Origin of the sequence: Enterobacter cloacae complex sp. 418I7 (assembly GCF_050030705.1) — a bacterium.
Lineage (GTDB): Bacteria > Pseudomonadota > Gammaproteobacteria > Enterobacterales > Enterobacteriaceae > Enterobacter > Enterobacter intestinihominis.
On sequence record NZ_JBLGUU010000001.1, the window covers coordinates 2,723,689 to 2,741,641 of the forward strand.

Annotated in this window: 29 protein-coding genes and 1 pseudogene; 23 read left to right on the forward strand and 7 right to left on the reverse strand. The window is 53.7% G+C overall.

The features are described from left to right. Positions 1–10: 10 nt before the first annotated feature. Positions 11–556 (reverse strand): toxin YdaT domain-containing protein, encoded by a 546-nt coding sequence (locus tag ACQG0S_RS13165; RefSeq protein WP_063134458.1) that lies wholly within the window; start codon positions 554–556, stop codon positions 11–13. Positions 557–585: 29 nt separating this feature from the next. Further along, entirely contained in the window at positions 586–807 is a 222-nt protein-coding gene (locus tag ACQG0S_RS13170; protein ID WP_017693164.1) for a helix-turn-helix domain-containing protein, read from the reverse strand. A 98-nt stretch (positions 808–905) separates the two neighbouring features. Here ACQG0S_RS13170 and ACQG0S_RS13175 point away from each other — a divergent pair, with 98 nt between their 5' ends. The 19 genes and pseudogenes from ACQG0S_RS13175 (at position 906) to ACQG0S_RS13265 (ending at position 10,078) form a co-directional block, all read left to right on the forward strand. Next, positions 906–1,538 (forward strand): LexA family protein, encoded by a 633-nt coding sequence (locus ACQG0S_RS13175; RefSeq protein ID WP_426750483.1) that lies wholly within the window; start codon positions 906–908, stop codon positions 1,536–1,538. Between the two features lie 323 nt (positions 1,539–1,861). Beyond that, the gene (locus tag ACQG0S_RS13180) at positions 1,862–2,278 is read left to right on the forward strand and encodes an HNH endonuclease (protein ID WP_026080571.1); all 417 of its coding nucleotides are present in this window, start codon (positions 1,862–1,864) and stop codon (positions 2,276–2,278) included. Between the two features lie 188 nt (positions 2,279–2,466). Beyond that, entirely contained in the window at positions 2,467–2,655 is a 189-nt protein-coding gene (locus ACQG0S_RS13185; protein ID WP_063840717.1) for a hypothetical protein, read from the forward strand. A 58-nt stretch (positions 2,656–2,713) separates the two neighbouring features. Beyond that, positions 2,714–3,082 carry a DUF2528 family protein gene (locus tag ACQG0S_RS13190; RefSeq protein WP_232945994.1) on the forward strand — a complete coding sequence of 123 codons (369 nt, stop codon included), beginning with the start codon at positions 2,714–2,716 and terminating at the stop codon, positions 3,080–3,082. A 279-nt stretch (positions 3,083–3,361) separates the two neighbouring features. Then, entirely contained in the window at positions 3,362–3,559 is a 198-nt protein-coding gene (locus tag ACQG0S_RS13195) for a DUF1482 family protein (protein ID WP_232945996.1), read from the forward strand. Between the two features lie 72 nt (positions 3,560–3,631). After that, entirely contained in the window at positions 3,632–3,910 is a 279-nt protein-coding gene (gene gamL, locus ACQG0S_RS13200; protein WP_232945998.1) for a host nuclease inhibitor GamL, read from the forward strand. Between the two features lie 9 nt (positions 3,911–3,919). After that, positions 3,920–4,834: a recombinase RecT gene (locus tag ACQG0S_RS13205; protein WP_232946000.1), complete on the forward strand. Its 915-nt coding sequence runs from the start codon at positions 3,920–3,922 to the stop codon at positions 4,832–4,834. Further along, positions 4,831–5,313, forward strand: a complete 483-nt coding sequence (locus ACQG0S_RS13210) for a siphovirus Gp157 family protein (RefSeq protein ID WP_232946002.1) — start codon at positions 4,831–4,833, stop codon at positions 5,311–5,313. The genes ACQG0S_RS13205 and ACQG0S_RS13210 overlap by 4 nt, the downstream gene beginning before the upstream one ends. A gap of 8 nt (positions 5,314–5,321) precedes the next feature. Next, on the forward strand, positions 5,322–5,750 hold the full coding sequence (locus ACQG0S_RS13215; RefSeq protein ID WP_232946004.1) for a regulator: 429 nt from the start codon (positions 5,322–5,324) through the stop codon (positions 5,748–5,750). Beyond that, entirely contained in the window at positions 5,747–5,899 is a 153-nt protein-coding gene (locus ACQG0S_RS13220; RefSeq protein ID WP_001514153.1) for a DUF1317 family protein, read from the forward strand. The genes ACQG0S_RS13215 and ACQG0S_RS13220 overlap by 4 nt, the downstream gene beginning before the upstream one ends. After that, positions 5,896–6,555, forward strand: a complete 660-nt coding sequence (locus ACQG0S_RS13225) for an MT-A70 family methyltransferase (protein WP_161503857.1) — start codon at positions 5,896–5,898, stop codon at positions 6,553–6,555. Before ACQG0S_RS13220 ends, ACQG0S_RS13225 begins: the two co-directional genes overlap by 4 nt. After that, positions 6,552–6,770 (forward strand): hypothetical protein, encoded by a 219-nt coding sequence (locus ACQG0S_RS13230; protein WP_426750488.1) that lies wholly within the window; start codon positions 6,552–6,554, stop codon positions 6,768–6,770. The genes ACQG0S_RS13225 and ACQG0S_RS13230 overlap by 4 nt, the downstream gene beginning before the upstream one ends. Continuing rightward, positions 6,767–7,333, forward strand: a complete 567-nt coding sequence (locus tag ACQG0S_RS13235; protein WP_063438386.1) for a hypothetical protein — start codon at positions 6,767–6,769, stop codon at positions 7,331–7,333. The genes ACQG0S_RS13230 and ACQG0S_RS13235 overlap by 4 nt, the downstream gene beginning before the upstream one ends. Beyond that, positions 7,330–7,521, forward strand: coding sequence for a DUF1382 family protein (locus tag ACQG0S_RS13240; protein WP_058691400.1), 192 nt, complete (start codon positions 7,330–7,332; stop codon positions 7,519–7,521). The genes ACQG0S_RS13235 and ACQG0S_RS13240 overlap by 4 nt, the downstream gene beginning before the upstream one ends. Before the next feature lie 91 nt (positions 7,522–7,612). Then, a pseudogene (locus tag ACQG0S_RS13245) lies at positions 7,613–7,768 on the forward strand (TraR/DksA C4-type zinc finger protein); the annotation flags it as partial. Between the two features lie 62 nt (positions 7,769–7,830). Then, positions 7,831–8,322, forward strand: coding sequence for an HNH endonuclease (locus ACQG0S_RS13250; protein ID WP_047355337.1), 492 nt, complete (start codon positions 7,831–7,833; stop codon positions 8,320–8,322). 42 nt (positions 8,323–8,364) lie between these two features. Continuing rightward, entirely contained in the window at positions 8,365–8,595 is a 231-nt protein-coding gene (locus tag ACQG0S_RS13255) for a hypothetical protein (protein WP_337258471.1), read from the forward strand. Between the two features lie 156 nt (positions 8,596–8,751). Then, a complete protein-coding gene (locus ACQG0S_RS13260) occupies positions 8,752–9,024 on the forward strand; it encodes an excisionase (protein ID WP_426750491.1) in 273 nt (90 codons plus the stop codon). Next, on the forward strand, positions 8,993–10,078 hold the full coding sequence (locus ACQG0S_RS13265; protein ID WP_426750493.1) for a tyrosine-type recombinase/integrase: 1,086 nt from the start codon (positions 8,993–8,995) through the stop codon (positions 10,076–10,078). Before ACQG0S_RS13260 ends, ACQG0S_RS13265 begins: the two co-directional genes overlap by 32 nt. A gap of 322 nt (positions 10,079–10,400) precedes the next feature. Here ACQG0S_RS13265 and ACQG0S_RS13270 read toward each other — a convergent pair whose 3' ends face one another. Genes ACQG0S_RS13270 through yobA form a run of 3 tightly spaced genes read right to left on the reverse strand, consistent with a single transcriptional unit; the run spans position 10,401 to position 11,998 of the window. Further along, a complete protein-coding gene (locus ACQG0S_RS13270) occupies positions 10,401–10,739 on the reverse strand; it encodes a YebY family protein (protein WP_022648464.1) in 339 nt (112 codons plus the stop codon). A 16-nt stretch (positions 10,740–10,755) separates the two neighbouring features. Next, positions 10,756–11,625, reverse strand: coding sequence for a copper homeostasis membrane protein CopD (copD, locus tag ACQG0S_RS13275; protein WP_046619433.1), 870 nt, complete (start codon positions 11,623–11,625; stop codon positions 10,756–10,758). Position 11,626: 1 nt separating this feature from the next. After that, positions 11,627–11,998, reverse strand: a complete 372-nt coding sequence (yobA, locus tag ACQG0S_RS13280; RefSeq protein ID WP_023300433.1) for a CopC domain-containing protein YobA — start codon at positions 11,996–11,998, stop codon at positions 11,627–11,629. Between the two features lie 137 nt (positions 11,999–12,135). On the opposite strand from yobA, the gene ACQG0S_RS13285 reads away from it, so the two are divergent. The 3 genes from ACQG0S_RS13285 (at position 12,136) to exoX (ending at position 13,803) form a co-directional block, all read left to right on the forward strand. Continuing rightward, positions 12,136–12,366: a DNA polymerase III subunit theta gene (locus ACQG0S_RS13285; RefSeq protein WP_003859784.1), complete on the forward strand. Its 231-nt coding sequence runs from the start codon at positions 12,136–12,138 to the stop codon at positions 12,364–12,366. 111 nt (positions 12,367–12,477) lie between these two features. After that, on the forward strand, positions 12,478–13,116 hold the full coding sequence (locus tag ACQG0S_RS13290; protein WP_023300434.1) for a nitrilase-related carbon-nitrogen hydrolase: 639 nt from the start codon (positions 12,478–12,480) through the stop codon (positions 13,114–13,116). Positions 13,117–13,140: 24 nt separating this feature from the next. Further along, positions 13,141–13,803, forward strand: coding sequence for an exodeoxyribonuclease X (exoX, locus tag ACQG0S_RS13295; RefSeq protein ID WP_022648468.1), 663 nt, complete (start codon positions 13,141–13,143; stop codon positions 13,801–13,803). Here the strand turns inward: exoX and ptrB are convergent. Further along, positions 13,785–15,860 (reverse strand): oligopeptidase B, encoded by a 2,076-nt coding sequence (ptrB, locus tag ACQG0S_RS13300; protein ID WP_046619432.1) that lies wholly within the window; start codon positions 15,858–15,860, stop codon positions 13,785–13,787. The two genes, exoX and ptrB, sit on opposite strands and share 19 nt — an antisense overlap. Positions 15,861–15,935: 75 nt before the next feature. Beyond that, positions 15,936–16,586 carry a tellurite resistance TerB family protein gene (locus tag ACQG0S_RS13305; protein WP_022648470.1) on the reverse strand — a complete coding sequence of 217 codons (651 nt, stop codon included), beginning with the start codon at positions 16,584–16,586 and terminating at the stop codon, positions 15,936–15,938. Between the two features lie 172 nt (positions 16,587–16,758). Between ACQG0S_RS13305 and purT the strand changes: the two genes are divergently transcribed. Further along, positions 16,759–17,937 (forward strand): formate-dependent phosphoribosylglycinamide formyltransferase, encoded by a 1,179-nt coding sequence (purT, locus tag ACQG0S_RS13310; protein ID WP_022648471.1) that lies wholly within the window; start codon positions 16,759–16,761, stop codon positions 17,935–17,937. Positions 17,938–17,953: the final 16 nt, after the last annotated feature.

Genomic DNA, 17,953 nt, shown 5'->3' on the forward strand with positions numbered 1-17,953 from the left:
TCTGTAGTTCTCACATAACCCCCAGCATTGAAGTGACCATGGCCATCAGCGGCGCGGTCAGGTCCGGGTCGACACGGAACATCTCTACGATCCCCTCACTGAGTTCCTTGAGCTTCTGGTGACGCGGGGCGTTCATCGCAACGGCCACTTTCGCCTCACTCGTTTCCTTCTCAAGTCGTGCTAAGCGGGACATGAAGCTGTCCTCTGGGAGAAGTCGATGGCGGTACTCCAGCGGCAGGACGGCCATGATTGCCGGGGCCAGCTGGCGAATGTTGTTGGCGGCGTATTCGGTGTCGCCATCAATCCAGCGGAATACCTTCTGCATCTGGCGGTGCGAGTCAGTCGGGATATCCAGACCGGTGCCGCCGGTTGCCCGCCACTCTTCAACAATCAGCGCCGCGACAAATTCACGGCTGCGGCAATCAGCTGCCCAGGCGCGAACAGCTGCGCGGATCCCATCGATGTTTAACGCCCTGGAATCAGGTTCCCGGCGATTCTGGTAAATCATCGCCGTTGGCGAAAATTTGTTACCTTGTTGATACGCAAGTGAATGCATTGCTTTCCCTTTCGTTGTTAGAGCCGCCGTTAAGCGGCTGTTGTTTTATTCGGCTCATCGCCAAAAAGAAGCCATTCAGGTTCACATTTGAGAGCCCGAGCCAGCTCAACCAAATAACGTGGACGCTTAGTAGTCCCGGCCTCGATGGCCTGAAGTGATTGCTGTTTCATGCCAGCCAGTTTTGCTAACTGGTCCTGAGACAGATTCATCTCTTCACGTTTTTGCTTGAGGCGTTGAGAAATTGTTTCCATATCACCTCCACAGTTTTATCTGTATTCTGTGACAGTTATTTCTGTTTGTCAATTACAGTTTTAACTGTGACTATCAAGGCATACAGAGAGAGGGATTTATGAGCCTTGCGGATCGCGTTAAACAAAAAAGAATTGAGCTGGGATTAACCCAGGCAGAAGCTGCTGAGAAGGCAGGTATTCGGCAGCAGTCATGGCAGAGCATTGAAGATGGGAAAACTCTCAAGCCACGTAATATAATTGGAATAGCCAAGGCGCTTAAATGCGATGCCGATTGGCTAATGAACGGCGGCGCGTTTATGCCGATGGCAGAGATCAACAGCAGGAGAGTTCCGTTGATAAGCTACGTACAGGCAGGAGCCTTGGCTGAGAAAAACCCTATCGAGGCTTTCGATGGCAGCCTTGAATACATACTTACTGATCTGGATGTGTCCCAGCACACCTTTGCGTTGCGTATTGAAGGCGACTCAATGGAACCAGATTTTAAGGCTGGTGACGTTATTATTGTCGACCCTGAGGTAGAACCCACGCCTGGGGAATTTGTTGTTGCGAAGAACGGCGGAACACAGGCAACCTTCAAAAAATACCGCCCGACATGGGTAGACCCTCTCGGCTGCCAGCACTTTGAACTGGTCCCACTCAATGACGACTACCCTGTCATTAACAGCGATCACCAGCCTTTAACCATTATCGGTGTAATGATTGAGCACCGAATTTACCGCCGCAAACGCTAAAACCCCCTCTCAAACGTCTAAACAAACCGGCTTATGCCGGTTTTTTTTCGTCCTTACAAAATAAATTACCCACAAATACAGAAACATATGTTTCGCACGCCATTAAATACAGTTTTGTCTGTTGACGATAATACAGTTTTATCTGTATCTTTAATCCATCGAAACGAAACATCGACAGCTGAGCGAAGTTAGCCAGCGGCGAAGTGGAGGTTCGGTCAGTCGAACGGCGCGACAGTAAACCATGCGTCGGCCCCATGGCGAGCCAATGGAAGGTTCCAATATGCGGGATTACACAACCTAATGTTTTCTTACGAGAGATCAGTATGTTGAGTAATTGCATTGAACATAAACAAAAACAGCTTTATGGACAGACCTCCACGACCGTCAATGGGAAAACAGTTTCTATCAAGCTGCATCGAAAGGCCTATTGCGAAGATCGTGGCGTTAGCCTTGAGAGCATTAAAGGGATGGTAATTCTTCACAAATGCGATAACCCACGTTGCATTAACCCAAAACACCTAGAGCTAGGCACTCAGCTCGACAATGTTAGGGATATGGAATTGAAAGGTCGCGCCAAGCACGTAACTGGAGAGAAGAACGGCGCAGCCAAGCTGACACCAGAAGATGTATTCGCGATACGAAGCTCACCGCTTAGTAACAGAAAAATTGCAGCTGTCTATGGGTTATCGCCTTCTTACATCAGTTCTATTCGATTGCGGAAAAAATGGAAGCACCTGTAGCCCGCCCGGCGGGCTCAGGGAGAGCGGCAATGGTGCGTAACTGGAATGTTTTGGGCTGGCATACGGTTATCAGCTAGTTGGTGAGGTAATGGCTCACCAAGGCGACGACGGCCTTCCCTGCTTCATTGTGGGGAGCCAGCACCAAAGCATTTCTCCCGCATCAGCGGGCAAATCACATGAGGTGAAGTATGAAAGAGACAATAGCAATTATTGGTGCTGATGCTCTGTTTACGAAGCGTCCTGACATGTCAGAGGTTAGCGACATCATCAGTTATCTGATGACACGCGATTCATATGCACGCCCAGAGGACGCAGATGGTGACCCGGTTAAGCGGTACGCCATTGTTTGCAAAATTACGATTGAAGAAATTGATTAAGGCTGCCAGTGGCGGCCTTTGTTACGCCCGTCAGCGGGTAACGACAGAGGGTAAGGCGATGGCGAACGTTAAAAAATACACAATCGACTATGAGTGGAAGGCGGAGATAACGGTTGAAATAGACCATGACGTAATGACCGATGAAAAGCTGCATGAGATTAACAACTTTTGGTCGAACGCTGATTACCGACTGGAGAGACAGGGATCAGTTTTGAATGCGGTGCTGGTCATGTTGGCAAAAGAGGCTCTGCTCATTGCACTGAGTCAAAACTACAACACTTACGGCGTGGTGAGTGAATTCGACTGGTCAAATGGTGAGGGGGTTGAAGGTTGGCCGCCAATGGACGGCAGCGAGGGCATAAAGATAACCCATGTAGACGTCTCTGGAATACTCGATTCAGATGACATCACCATCAAGGCCGCCTAATCAGCGGCTTTTTTTCATACCTCACCGTTCTCGATGAGTGCGGTTAGTTATGACAACCGGCGGCCATCCACCGCCCATTGAAACACTGAATAAATGCGTTGAAGTCTTGTATTAACCGTTCCGTTCGCCGCGATAAGGCCAAGAGGAAATCATGGTAAACCAGCAGCAGATCAGAGAGGCCCAACGACTCGCTTCGTTCGCGGTGCTCCATCGCAATGCTCCGGCGTGGGAAGAAGCAAAGCGTCTTTACGCCGTCGCCATCGGGAGGACTCTTCACTGATGGAAACTTTATTCGCGCTCGTCCTGACCGTGGCAATGACCAACGGTGATTATCAGGATGTCATTCTCGGCGTTTACGACAGTCAACAGGAATGCAGCCAGGCAACTACAGAGCAGAGAGTGTCAGCTGAGTGCTGGCCAGTAGAAAGCATCCTCCGAAACGGCGAGCTCCCGGCGAAATCCATCGCGCAGAAGTAAAAAACCTATTCAACCGATCGGCCTGGCTCAATGCGGGCGGGATCTGCACATCCAAATTTCAGGAGTTCAGCCATGAACGCATACCTCACTTACGACCGTATCGAAGATCGGCGCTGGACTGAGCAGCAGCTCACCGACGAGAAAGAGAAGTGGATCGACGACCGAGCGAAGGAACTGATCGCCATGTTCCCTGCGAAACCTCTGGAAATGAGCAGCTTGTTCCTGCCCCAGGAAGCCCAGTTTGCGCTTATCGGAGAAAAGGCCGAAGAGGCATACAACGAATACATTTCGGCCTGCGCATATGCCCGCGCCGAAGAAGAATGGCAGCGCCAAGCGCCCTGCCCGTTTTAAGGAGTGATTATGAGCTTCGATCTGATTCAGTTCGTTAAGGAGCAGGAGCCGCTTTTTGTCGGAGCCCTTACCGACCAGTCTCTGACTTGGGCAAAGGAATGCCAGTTCGCTATCCAGTTATTCCAGCGTAATCAAAAACTGGCAGAAACGGCGATTGCCAACCCCACCAGCGCCCAGAACGCGATCATCAACGTTGCAGCTGTCGGCATTAGCCTGAACCCTGCAAGCAAACTGGCTTATCTGGTTCCGCGCGACGGCATGGTCTGCCTCGATATCAGCTACATGGGCCTTCTGCACATCGCCCAGTCGGCTGGCGTCATCAAGTGGGGTCAGTGCAAGCTAGTTCATGCTAGCGACGACTACGAGACACTTGGTCTCGATAAGGCGCCAGCTCATAAATACAACCCGTTTGCCACGCCTGACGCTCGCGGCGCCGTTATCGGTGGCTACTGCACAGTTAAAACCGCTGATGGCGACTATCTCACTGAAGAGATGAGTCTCGCTGAAATAGAAGAAATCAGGAAAGTGAGCAAAGCGGGAACATCACCAAAAGGCCCATGGGTCAACTTCTGGTCTGAGATGGCCAGGAAGACGATCGTCAAAAGAGCATATAAATACTGGCCGCGGGCTGACCGTCTGGATAATGCCGTCGATGTGCTCAACGAGAGCGAAGGCATATACACGGAGCCAGTTATGCCCTACACCCCTGAAAGCGAAATCATCCAGTCGGAAGAAAACGCAAAACAGGAACTTATCAACACCATCCAGTCACTATGTGAGGACATGAAGCAGGCGAAAAATATACATGCTCTCAAAACTCACTTCCAGGCAGCTTACAAAATGACGGCCGGAATGCAGCTTCAACAAGAGGTTCAGGCCGTATATGCCAAGTGCAAAGCAAAATTCGAAGAGGTTACGCAATGACAGCTCTTTACCAGATCGCCAATGATTTCGCAAAGCTGACTGATTCAGGCATGGAGCCTGAAATGATAGCCGACACCCTTGATTGCATTGAGTGGGAGCTGGAAGCAAAGGTCGAGCAGATCCTTGCTGTTTGCAAAAACGAATCTGCTTATGCCGAGGCGCTGAGAGAAGAAAGCAAGCGCCTTGCAGAACGCGCAAAAGCCGCAGATAACCGTGTGGCGAGCATGAAAGATTATGTAGCCACCTCCCTCGAAACAGCAGGGAAGAAATCACTGAAGGCAGGCATTCATCAGGTAACGGTTCGCGCGCCGTCTAAGTCAGTTGAAATTACGGATGCCAGTGCGCTTCCTCCTGAATTCGTCGAATACGAGACGAGCATCAAGCCAGATAAATTGGCTATCAAACACCAAATCGAAGCTGGCGTGGATGTGCCGGGTGCGCAAATAAAACTTGGCAAACCCTCACTCATCATAAAGTAGGTAGAGCCATGAAACGCACCCCCTTCTACCGCCGGCCCGGGCGAACCGGGCAATTCTCTGGCCTACGTGAGCGCGTTATCTGGATGATTCAGACGCGCGGCCGCCCGGTAACCGGCAGCGAAATCGCTGAGAAGTTTGGCGTAACGCTCATTGAGTTTAACCGGGTCGCCAACGGCATTACCCGCGGCTCCGGACAGATAGCGCAGATCGTTGAGTCGAAGAAATGGCTCAACGATGACGGCATCTGCGACCGCGCTTTCGACCTCGTTACGAAGCCGAAGGTTGTTACGCCGCAGGGTAAATCGCGGCTGTTCACCCGGCGCGCTATAGAGCAATCGCAGGAAGGTAGGCGGCAGGAGTGCATTCAACGTGCCGCCCGCCGTCGCCGCCTGATTGCTCAGGGCCTCTACATAGACGAAATGGAGTCCATCCTATGACTCACGCTCACGACGACATCAGGGTTGGCACTGTGTGCCTTCCCTTCATTGGTAACGGCTGGCTAATGCCATGGGGTGAAGTGGTCAGCAATCCACTAAAGGCGCAGCGGCTCGCTGAGGAATATCGGGAAAGGCAGGAGGCGGCATGACAGCGAAATACTCACTTCTGTATGTCGATCCGCCATGGTCTTACGGCAACACCATCAGCAACGGAGCCGCTGCCGATCACTACTCCACCATGAAGCTCATCGACATCAAACGCCTCCCGGTATGGGAACTCGCCGCCGAAAACGCGGTGCTGGCGATGTGGTACACCGGCACGCATAACCAGGAGGCGATTGAACTAGCCGAAGCTTGGGGTTTTACCGTTCGCACGATGAAGGGCTTTACCTGGGTGAAGCTGAATCAGAACGCGGAACTGCGCATCAACAAGGCGCTGGCCGAGGGTGAAGTCACCGACTTTTACGACTTCCTCGATCTGCTTAACGCCGAGACGCGCATGAACGGCGGAAACCACACCCGGGCCAACACCGAAGACCTGTTGATTGCCACCCGCGGCGCCGGGCTGGAGCGAAAGCATGCCGGGATTAAGCAGGTGGTCTACAGCCCGCTCGGCGCGCACAGCGAAAAGCCGTGGGAAGTGCGTCATCGGCTGGAGTTGCTTTATGGCGATGTGCCACGCATTGAGCTGTTTAGCCGCAGTGCCGCCCCGGGCTGGCACCACTGGGGAAATCAGTGCGCCACCGCCGCGGTGGAACTGCTGCCCGGCTGCGCCATCAATGTTGTTAAGACGGAGGCTGCATGACGCCAGAAACAGACAACGCCATCCGTGCTGCCTGCCACCGCTGCACCGAGGAAATCCAGCAGGCCATGCGCAAGAAGCCAAAGCCAAACTGGAACGAAACGGTGCCTCCCATCATCAACAAGCATCACAAGAAAATTGAAGCTCTGGGAGTTAGCCTCCTTGAGTTCGTCGTATACACAGGGCGGCTTAATCGCCGCTTCGGAGTGGATTCATGAGCAATTCGATAGCAGACGGAGCGAAATTAACTCCGGAAACATTCGCAGATTTCATTGAGCGCTTGAGGTATCACCATCGCGGCGATGGTGTTAATCGTCACGCCACCGCCGATCCGATTTTCATGGTTCAGAAGCAGGCAACCATTTATGGCCTGGCAGAAGAGTACGGCGAATCGAAGATAGTCCATTTCGAGGAATGCGAATGGGACAGCCCGCAGGAGTATTGGGACGATCTGGATGAACAGCAGCAGGAAGAGTTAAACGCCTTTTGCATTGACCAGTGCGACACTGCCTTTACCGATCTCGATGAAGACGCTCAGTGGGAAGTACTGGCTGACCTTGACGGCCACACTGTCTGCGGTACACGCAAAGAGTGGCAGAACATCAACGCTCATTTTACCCGTGAAGCGGCGGAGGCTTTCATTCGCCGCAAGCAGCATGATTATCCTCCTCTGCGGGTCTACGTCGAGAGCATGTACTTCGGCTGGGAGTATCAGGAAATCATACGTGCTCTATGCGACGGAAGACTGGTGCTAGCCGAAAAAGATGGCGGTGCAGCATGAACAAAGCCTCACCAGTTGATTTGAGAAAAAGCCTCGAAATTGCCAATAACCTTGCGCACATCGGGATTCGCTTTGTGCCGATTCCGGTGGTGACAGAGGAAGAATTCCAGACGCTGGCCGCCGAGCTATCACGACGTCTTGAGCAGATGGCCGTCGAAGCCGAAAAGAATGAAGGAGGTGCAGCATGACGGCACTAATCACCAGGTCGCTATCGCGGCCTTTTTTATTGCTGGCGTTCACCTTCAACCGAATTAACCGACAGTTCCGGGAGCATTGACCATGGCCGATATCATCGATACCGCAGCAGAGATTGAAGAGCTTCAGCGTAACGCTGCACTTTCCGCTCACCGAGTAAACCGCAACGCCGTATCAGCAGAGCGTTGTGAAGAATGCGACGAAACAATTCCCGAGCCGCGGCGCGCTGCTGTTCCCGGCTGACAGACGTGCGCGGATTGCCAAGGTGTTATCAAATTGAGGAATAAGCAGAGGGGGGTGTGATGCCAGATATCACTCGTGAGGAGGTAGAAAAACTGCTTTCTTACAATCCGGAAACTGGTGAGTTTAGATGGAAGATCAAATGGGGAAATCAGTCTGCCGGTAATTTAGCAGGAAATACTGACAGACTTGGTTATCTCACTATCCAGGTGCACAGGAAGCTTATTAAGGCCCACCGAATAGCATTTCTTCTCATGACTGGAAGTTGGCCGAAAAGTTACATCGACCACATAAACAGAAACCCTCGAGACAACAGATTCTGCAATTTACGCGAAGTAACCCCACTCCAAAACACCATGAATCGTTCCGTCGCATCAAACAACACTTCCGGTGTCGCAGGAGTTTCTTATGAGGAGAGAAGAGGAAAGTGGCGAGCTCACATCAAGGTGAACGGAAAAATGAAAAGCCTTGGATATTTCAAGCAAAAAGAAGATGCGATAGCGGCCAGAAAAAAAGGTGAAGAAACTCACTTCGGCGAATTTTCAGCACGATAAATACAGATCGCTGCGCGCCCAGCGTGCGGCGTAAGGATAACTATGAGCACCATTCAGGACATCAGAAACCAGCTATCAACTCTTATCACCGAGGCGCACAAGGTTGCATGCGCCCTCGATATAGGTGACGAGCGAACCGAGGCCTTTGAGCTATACGAAGCGCTTCGTCGACTTCAGCGGCAGGGCGCCGCCGGAGAGATTCTCTCAGCAACTAACCCACTTCTCACCTCGCCATATTACGACGAGGACTGGGACGAAGATGAAGACGACTGACGCAACTGATAGCCAGTTATGAGCTGGCTATTGGGTGCGAAAGCACTGCTCCGTTATCCCTTTTGCCCGGTACGCCGGGCTTTTTTTTACCTGATTTCGATTAATCAACACGTCAACGCAGCCTCGCATATAATGCCAGGTGGCTAAGGAGTTCTCATGGCTAAGCTTCTCAATTTGCAGGAATGGGCTGCTGAGGTCTACACGACTCCACCCTCCCTTTCTACTCTGCGTCGATGGACGCGGGAGGGGCGAATTTATCCCGCGCCAGAGCTGCACGGAAAGGAATATAAGGTTCAGCCTGACGCTATCTACGTGGCTCCGCGCAAGAAGAACCTGCGCGCTAAACCGAAACACACCAAACTGCCGTCCGGCGGCACCTTACTGGAGAGACTGACTCATGGCGAAAAGGCCAGTACGTTACGACGCTAACCTGCCACGTAACCTGACCTATCGTAAAAGAGACAGACTTTACAGCTGGCGCAATCCGGTGACCGGGCAGGAGATATCTCTTGGCCGAATTGATCGCAAGGACGCTGTTGCCCAGGCCATTGAGGCCAACAACTACATCGACCAGAATCACCTTCCCTCTTCTCTCCTGGATCGCATAAAAGACGTGCCCACTTTCACAGTGGCTGCATGGCTGGAGCGTTACGAGGTGATTCTCGAGCGGCGCGAGCTGAAACCAAACACGATGAAGGTCAGGCGAAACCAGATCGCCACCATTAAGGAAGAGTTCGGCAAAATTCCCCTCGCTTCTGTCACGACAAAGGACATCGCCTCATTCCTTGAAGCGTACATTCTCTGCGATAAAAAGAGCATGGCTTCCGGGCTCAGGTCTGTGCTGATGGACATCTTCAGGGAGGCGATTGTGGAAGGACATGTCGACAGGAACCCGGCAGAACCGACGCGAACGCCGACACCGAAAGTTAAGCGAGAACGCTTGCTGCTCGAACAATTCACGGTCATCCGCCAGGCAGCGTTAACTCATTCTGAATGGGCGCCAAACGCATGCGATCTGGCACTGGTCACCGGCCAGCGGCGGGAAGATATCTCACTGTTCAGGTTCAGTGACATTAAAGATGGGAGGCTTTTCGTTACGCAGGAGAAAACAGGTCACAAACTGGCACTTCCCCTTGATTTGAGGCTGGACGTCGCCGGGCTTGTGTTGCAGGATGTCATTGATCGATGCCGGGTGAACAACCCTTCCGACTTCATGCTTTACTCTCCGGTCCGCCGCGGGGGAAGAAAGCCGGGGCCGCTAACTCCTGACGGACTCACACAGGCCTTTGCAGAGATAAGGGATTCGACCGGGTTAAAATTCGGACCTAACCCACCTCCTTTCCATGAGATCAGAAGTCTGGCGAGCAGGCTCTATGAAAAGGAGCGCGGGGAGGAATTTTCTCAGCGCTTACTCGGCCACAAAAATTTAACAATGACCAAAAAATACCTGGACGCACGCGGTGCGGAGTATGTTATGGTTTAGACAGGATATGGAATATTCGAGTAATTTTCGGGGGATTTCGTGTTAATACCGAAAAAACCTTTGAAAAACAAATATATAAAAAGAGACCGAATACGATTCCTGTATTCGGTCCAGGGAAATGGCTCTTGGGAGAGAGCCGTGCGCTAAAAGTTGGCATTAATGCAGGCTCAATCGCCTTGCCCTTTAAGAATAGATGACGACGTCAGGTTTTCCAGTCCACAGTAAAAGTGGTCTGAAAAAAAGCGTCAGAACATCACTAAATGTGAAAAACCGCAGAGCTTTTACAAGCACCTGCGGTTTTTTTTTACTGGAAACCTGACGGCTAGCAGAGCTTTTTAGCGCGCTCAATAAACGGTGCCAGACTCTTCTTCTGCCCGGGGTTTGCCGGGTCATCCACCTGGATCACGCTGACAGGCTGTCCGTTACTTTTCCCGCTGGCAACCTGCTGCTCCGCTACGTCATTTAACGGATACTGCACGAGCGTACTGGGATTGATGACATACAGCGCGTTACCGGGACGGCAGGTGAGCATGACCTCTTCACGATTAAATGCCCAGTTGTCCTTACCCACTTCAAACCTGCTGACGGTGATGACCTGCGGCGCGGCCAGCGCACTGCTGGCACAGGTGAGAAGTAAAAGAGAAAGCAGTGTCTTTTTCATAAGTTATTAAACCTTGTCAGAAGGGTTCCCAGGTCGCGAACAGGCTGACGGCCGCCAGTACCAGCGCGCCCAGCACCACTTCTGCCTGTGTCATCCTGATAAAAATCTGTTGTTCCCGCCCGGCATCAGGGCGAAAGCGTGGCACAAGAAAATACCGATTCGCCAGCGCAATTGCCACCATCATGATGACCAGCGCACATTTAAACAACAACAGCCGTACATAAGGCGCTTCCCACGGCACGTCTATGCCCACAATAAAGAGCGTATTGATTATCCCGGTCAGCAGCACGCCCGCCACGGCATAATGCCCCACGCGGGAGAAGCGCATCATGGTAAAGATAGCGGCTGGCTGCCAGCGGCCTTTCGCCAGCCGCATACAGAACAGCAGCGGCAGTAAACCGCCCACCCAGGTGGCGGCGCAGAGCAGGTGAAGCGCATGGTTCAGACGATGCAACGCACCCGGCGCGCCACCGTTCATCGCGGCATGTCCCACGCCCGCCAGCAGCACCAGTTGCCCCATCGCGAGCAGTAACAGCCGTGAGCCCTTTTGCGGGGTAAGCCATGCAGCGCCCGCGGTCACAGCGGCCAGCACCATTTGCCACAGCCAGACGCCACCAAACTGCGTGCCCAGCACGCTGCGCCAGACCGCCGGGCGAATGACATCACCCCAGCCGTTGCCCATTAACCCACTTTGCAGGCCGAACATCAGCAGAGCAGCCATCAGGCTGATTAAGGCCGCGATATTCTGCTGGCGCTGGAAACGCTGCGTCATGAGGTGCTGCAACGAAGACGGTGCAAACCAGACACTGTATAGCGCGTTGCCGAACAGTAGTATCAGCGCAACAAAATGGATAAAGCGAAACGCTACGTAGCTCAGGGCCAGCATACTATTTCACGCTAAAGTGATAGCTGCCCTTGGTTTTGTGGCCGTCCACGGAGACCACATGCCAGTCCACCGTATAGGTGCCGGTCGTCAACGGTTTCTCAAGAGGAACAATCAGCTTTGCGTTATCCTTCTCGTCACGCTTCACCGCGCCGGTCTGGATTTTGTGCTGCTGCGCGTCCGTCACCACGACGCCGCTGAAGGCAGGTTCAATGCCTTCCGAGAAATTCAGGGTAATGACGTCGGGTGCCGTCGCGACGGTATTTTCCTGCGGGGATTGTTGCTTAAGGTGCGCATGGGCCAGAGCTGATGGCGCGATTGCCGAAGAGAGCAGAAACACCAGCGCACACGCGACGCGGGAAGGGGTAAAGTGCATCACAATCATTCCTTTTCGTTATGCCTGAATGCTAAAGAATAACTCTGTATAATTAACGAGTCGAGGAACATCCTTTGCTCCCTTGTCATCGTTGAACAATCGCGGTAACGTTGCCGCCGCAGAAAAAGGAGAAGGAAATGAACGTTAACCTGGCCGCCCTTCCTCAGGACGAGATGGACAAAGTGAATGTCGATCTCGCCGCCGCGGGGGTCGCATTCAAAGAGCGTTACAACATGCCCGTCGTGGCTGAAGTGGTAGAGCGTGAACAACCCGCGCATCTGCGCGACTGGTTCCGCGAACGTCTTATTGCGCATCGCCTCGCCTCCGTTAATCTCTCGCGCCTGCCGTACGAACCTAAAGTTAAATAAGCTTAACGTCCCGTTACACTTCCTTACGCGTTATGTGGCAGGATAAGAAAACCCTGATAAATTTAGGTGTAATCTTAAAATCCCAGCGACTTAGTGTATAAGGAAGTCACGATGTCACGATGGACTATTGCCGCGGCTCAGTATGCTCCGCGGCACAACTGTGTTGATGAGCACGTAAAACATCACCTGCACTTTATTGCCGAGGCTGCCTCGCATGGGTGCGATTTAGTCGTCTTTCCGGAGCTTTCGCTTACCGGCCCTGGCGGAACAACCTTACCCCCACCCCCCGACGATTTGCAGCTTGCCCCCCTCCTTCACGCGGCGCAGTCACGTTTCATCACGGTGATTGCCGGTATTACGCTCCAGCAACAGAAAGGACTCGCGCTTTTCACCCCTAACCTGTCGACCATCCGGCGTTATCCCCAGGGTAACGGTGCGGGTGTTATTCCTGGCAATAAACGGTTAACCATCGTTGATAATCAGGCTGACGCCCCGGAACTGGACCCAGAGGCAACGCTGTTCACCAGCAGCCTGGCGGTGGGTGAGCAACGCTGGCGGCAATCCATCAGTTCGTTACAACGCTTCGCGCATAAGTACGCCATCGCGGTATTAATGGCGAACGCGCGCAGCGGTAGCGCGTTATGGGATGAAAAAGGTCAGCTGATCGTGCGTGCCGATAAGGGAGAGTTGCTGTTAACCGGTTCTTTGGGCCGACAGGGTTGGCAAGGGGATATCATTCCATTAGGCTAGGCATTTTAGGATCAGGAGCGATCAATGCTGCGCGTTATCGATACCGAAACCTGCGATTTGCAGGGTGGAATTGTGGAAGTCGCCTCTGTCGACGTGGTTGACGGAAAGATAGTCAATCCAATGAGCCACCTGGTGCGCCCGGACCGTCCTATCAGTGCGCAGGCGATGGCAATTCATCGCATTACGGAATCGATGGTGGCGGATAAGCCGTGGATTGAAGAGATCATCCCTCTTTACCACGGTAGCCAGTGGTATGTCGCCCATAACGCCAGCTTTGACCGCCGCGTGCTGCCGGAGATGCCCGGTGAATGGATTTGCACCATGAAGCTGGCGCGCCGTCTGTGGCCGGGGATCAAATACAGCAATATGGCGCTGTATAAGTCGCGCAAACTAAGCGTGCGGACGCCGGAAGGGCTGCATCATCACCGCGCCCTCTATGACTGCTACATCACCGCAGCGCTCCTGATTGATATCATGAATACTTCCGGCTGGACGCCGGACGATATGGCGACCATTACCGGCCGCCCCGCCCTACTGACCACCTTCACGTTCGGTAAATATCGTGGAAAACCGGTATCGGAAGTGGCGGACAACGATCCGGGCTATCTGCGCTGGCTGTACAACAACCTCGACAGAATGAGCCCGGAACTGCGCCTGACGCTGAAGCATTATTTAGGCGAAGCCTGAGTTCCCGCGCGGCCTGGCAGCGTATCCTGCGCCAGGCCAATCAAAAAGGCGTACTCCAGCGCCACCCCTTCATAGGATTTAAATCGCCCTGATTTCCCTCCGTGCCCCGAGTCCATATCGGTACACAGCAGCAGCAGATTATCGTCAGTTTTTAGCTCACGCAGCTTCGCCACCCATTTCGCGGGCTCCCAGTACTGCACCTGGGAATCGTGCAGGCCGGTGGTCACCAGCATATGCGGATAGGCTTTCGCCTCGACGTTATCGTACGGGCTGTACTCTCTCATGTAGCGGTAATAGGTTTCATCCTGCGGGTTCCCCCACTCCTCAAACTCCCCGGTGGTCAGCGGAATGGTTTCGTCCAGCATGGTCGTCACCACGTCCACAAACGGCACCTGAGCGATAACGCCTTTAAACAGTTCAGGCCGCTGGTTTACCACGGCTCCCATTAACATGCCTCCGGCGCTGCCCCCCATGCCAAAGCAGAGTTGCGGATCGCCATAACCCTGCGCGATCAGCGCATCGCAGACATCAAGGTAGTCATTGAAGGTATTTTTCTTTTTGAGAAATTTTCCGTCTTCATACCAGTGCTGACCCAGCTCGCCGCCGCCGCGAATATGGGCAATCGCATAAACAAAACCGCGGTCGAGCAGGCTCAGCCTGCTGCTGCTGAAATCGGCGTCCATGCTGGATCCGTAGGAGCCGTAACCGTAGATGAGGATGGGGTTTTTACCTTTGTTGAAGTGATCCTTGTGGTAGACGAGAGACACGGGGACTTCAACGCCGTCGCGCGCGGTCACCCACAGGTGTTCACTGCGATAATTTTCCGACTCAAATCCCCGGACCTCCGCCTGTTTAATCACCTGACGCTGCCCGGTGTCCATATCCAGCTCAAACAACGTGTCCGGGGTAGTCATTGACGAATAGCCGTACCGCAGGCGGGACGATTCCGGTTCCGGGTTAAAGCCGATCCACGTCACGTAAGCCGGGTCATCGAACGCAATGCCCACCACTTCGCGGGTTTTGCGGTTGATTTGGCGGATACTGGTCAGTCCGCGCTGACGCTCTTCCACCACCAGCCAGTCGGTAAACAGGGTGAACCCCTCCAGCATCACCTGATCGCGCGCAGGAATTAACACTTCCCACTTCCGTTCATCGCGCACTTTGGTTTTATAAAGGCCAAAGTTTTTGCCCTCGCGGTTCGAACGCAGGTAAAAGCTGTGCTGGAAGTGATCCAGACTGTACTCATGATCTTTACGGCGCGGCAGGAAGCATAACGGCTGGGCATCCGGCAGTTCGGCATCCAGCAGCAGCACCTCAGAGGTGGTGGCGCTGGCAAGGAAGATAATCACGTAGTGGCGAGACGAGGTTTTATGCAGGCTGACGTAGAACGTCTCGTCTTTTTCTTCATACACAAGCTCATCGTCGGCGGAATCGGTCCCCACCGTATGACGCCAGACCTGATAAGGCAGCAGCGTTGAGGCATGCTTTTTAACGTAGTAAACCGTTTCTGAATCGTTACCCCAGACGAAATCGGGGGAGACATTATCCAGCATTTCGGGATACCAGTTTCCCGTTTCAAGATTGCGGAAACGCAAACCGTACTGGCGGCGGGAGAGGTAATCCTCAGCCAGCGCCATAATGGCGTTATCGGGGGAAATGGACATGCCGCCCAGCGTATAAAACTCACTGTGGGCAGCACGTTTGTTAGCATCCAGCAGGATCTCCCATTCGTCCCACTCGGCGCTTAGCACAGACTGGCGCTGGTAGATGGGATATTCGTTTCCCGGCTCATAAATATGGCGATAGCGATAACCGTTTTTGCACCACGGGGCAGAGACATCACGCTGGGGGATACGCTGCACCATTTCGTTCAGGAGCTGATCCTGAAGCGCCTGCTGGCTGGCCATGACCTGGCGGCCATAGTCGTTTTCCTCGTGCAGATAGTCGAGCACCTCTGGCCGGGAACGAGAATCGTCCCGCAGCCAGTAGTAGTTATCGATACGCGTATCGCCATGCGTGGTGATCGCATAAGGAGTACGTCGGGCTTTTGGAGGCATGGCATTCTTACTTTTTCGTTTTACATCCTATAAGGTTGGCAAAACACGCGTATGATGCAAGCGAAACATGGCCTTCTAGCCCGCGAGGGTCTGCTTCTGCTGCTGAATATCCTGCTCAATTCCCTCACGAACGTCCTGTGGGATCTTCAGCGCATCACCCAGGGCGTTCAGGTAGCTGCGCTCCATAAAGTGATCGATATCGATGGCAGCACAGCTCAGAAAATAGAGTTCCAGCGCCTCTTCTTCGTTTTTCACACTTTGCGCCAGCCGCTGCGGATCGAGCGGCTGTTCGATGGCCTGCGCCACCAGCGCCCTGCCCTGCTCCTCAACGCCCGCTTCCCGCATCTGCTGTTCAATTGCGGCACGTTCACTGGCATCAATATGCCCGTCGCTCTTGGCTGCAAAGACCAGGGCGAGGATCAGGCGCTCGGTGCGTAAATCTAACGGCGAAACCTGCTTCCCGTACTGCGGTTCATCCTGATGCGCGTTGCGCACCTTGTCTTTGTATTTGTTCCATAAGACGGAGCCTGCAATAGCCCCTCCGCCCGCCAGCAGCGCGCCGGTACCGTATTTGGTAAGCAGTTTCCGCGATGATTTATTGGCAACCAGCAAACCGGCCAGTCCGCCGAGCGCACCCGGCACTAGCAGCTTGCTCAGACCCTGCTCGCCGGACGACGAGCCTTTTTGTCCCAACAGGGATTGCAGTTGATTCATCCAGCCTGACATATTTTTCCTCACGTAACAGTGCGTAACCTTCACAGCCTAAGCGAGCGGGTGTCAGGAAATGTCTGTCAGTGCTAAAGAAGCGCAAATTTCTCCCCTGTTCGGGTTATCCCTATACAAGACATACGCAAACGTTTTCGTTTATACTGCCCGCATCTTTTTCAGGGGGATTTTTATGACTCGTTTAGGAACTGCGCTGCGTCCTGCCGCGACGCGCGTTATGCTGTTGGGATCGGGTGAACTGGGTAAAGAAGTGGCCATTGAATGCCAGCGTTTGGGTGTGGAAGTGATTGCGGTGGACCGTTATGCGAATGCGCCCGCCATGCACGTCGCGCATCGCTCGCACGTCATCGATATGCTTGACGGTAATGCCCTGCGGGCGTTAATTGCCGACGAAAAACCGGATTTCGTGGTACCTGAAATTGAGGCCATTGCCACTGAGATGTTGGTTGCCCTTGAACAGGAAGGCCAGCGCGTGGTGCCCTGTGCCACAGCGGCAAAACTGACCATGAACCGGGAAGGCATTCGTCGCCTGGCGGCAGAAGAATTACAGCTCCCGACCTCCAGCTACCGTTTTGCCGGGGATAAAGCTGCGTTTCTCCAGGCCGTAGAGGAGATTGGCTACCCGTGCATCATTAAGCCGGTAATGAGCTCCTCCGGCAAAGGGCAGAGCTTTATCCGCGACAGCAGCACGCTGGACAAAGCCTGGGACTATGCCCAGCAGGGCGGCCGTGCCGGTGCCGGGCGCGTCATCGTAGAAGGCGTGGTGAAGTTTGATTTTGAAATTACCCTGCTCACCGTCAGCGCCGTGGACGGTGTTTATTTCTGCGACCCGATTGGTCATCGCCAGGAAGACGGCGATTATCGCGAATCCTGGCAGCCGCAGCGAATGAGCGCGCTGGCGCTGGCACGCGCGCAGGAGATCGCCCGCAAAACGGTGCTGGCGCTGGGCGGCTACGGCCTGTTCGGCGTGGAGTTATTTGTTTGCGGCGACGAGGTGATCTTCAGTGAAGTCTCCCCTCGCCCGCACGATACCGGGATGGTCACGCTGATTTCGCAGGATCTCTCTGAGTTCGCGCTGCACGTACGTGCTTTCCTCGGCCTGCCGGTTGGCGGCATCCGTCAGTACGGCCCGGCAGCCTCGGCGGTGATCCTGCCGCAGCTGACCAGCCAGAATGTCACCTTTGATAACGTCGAAGGTGCGGTTGGTGCAGGCTTACAGGTCAGACTGTTCGGCAAACCGGAGATCGACGGAAGCCGTCGTCTGGGCGTGGCATTAGCAACCGGGGAAAACGTGGACGAAGCCGTCGCGAGAGCGAAAAAAGCGGCCACTGCGGTAAAAGTGACAGGGTAAATAACTAGAGGCTGGT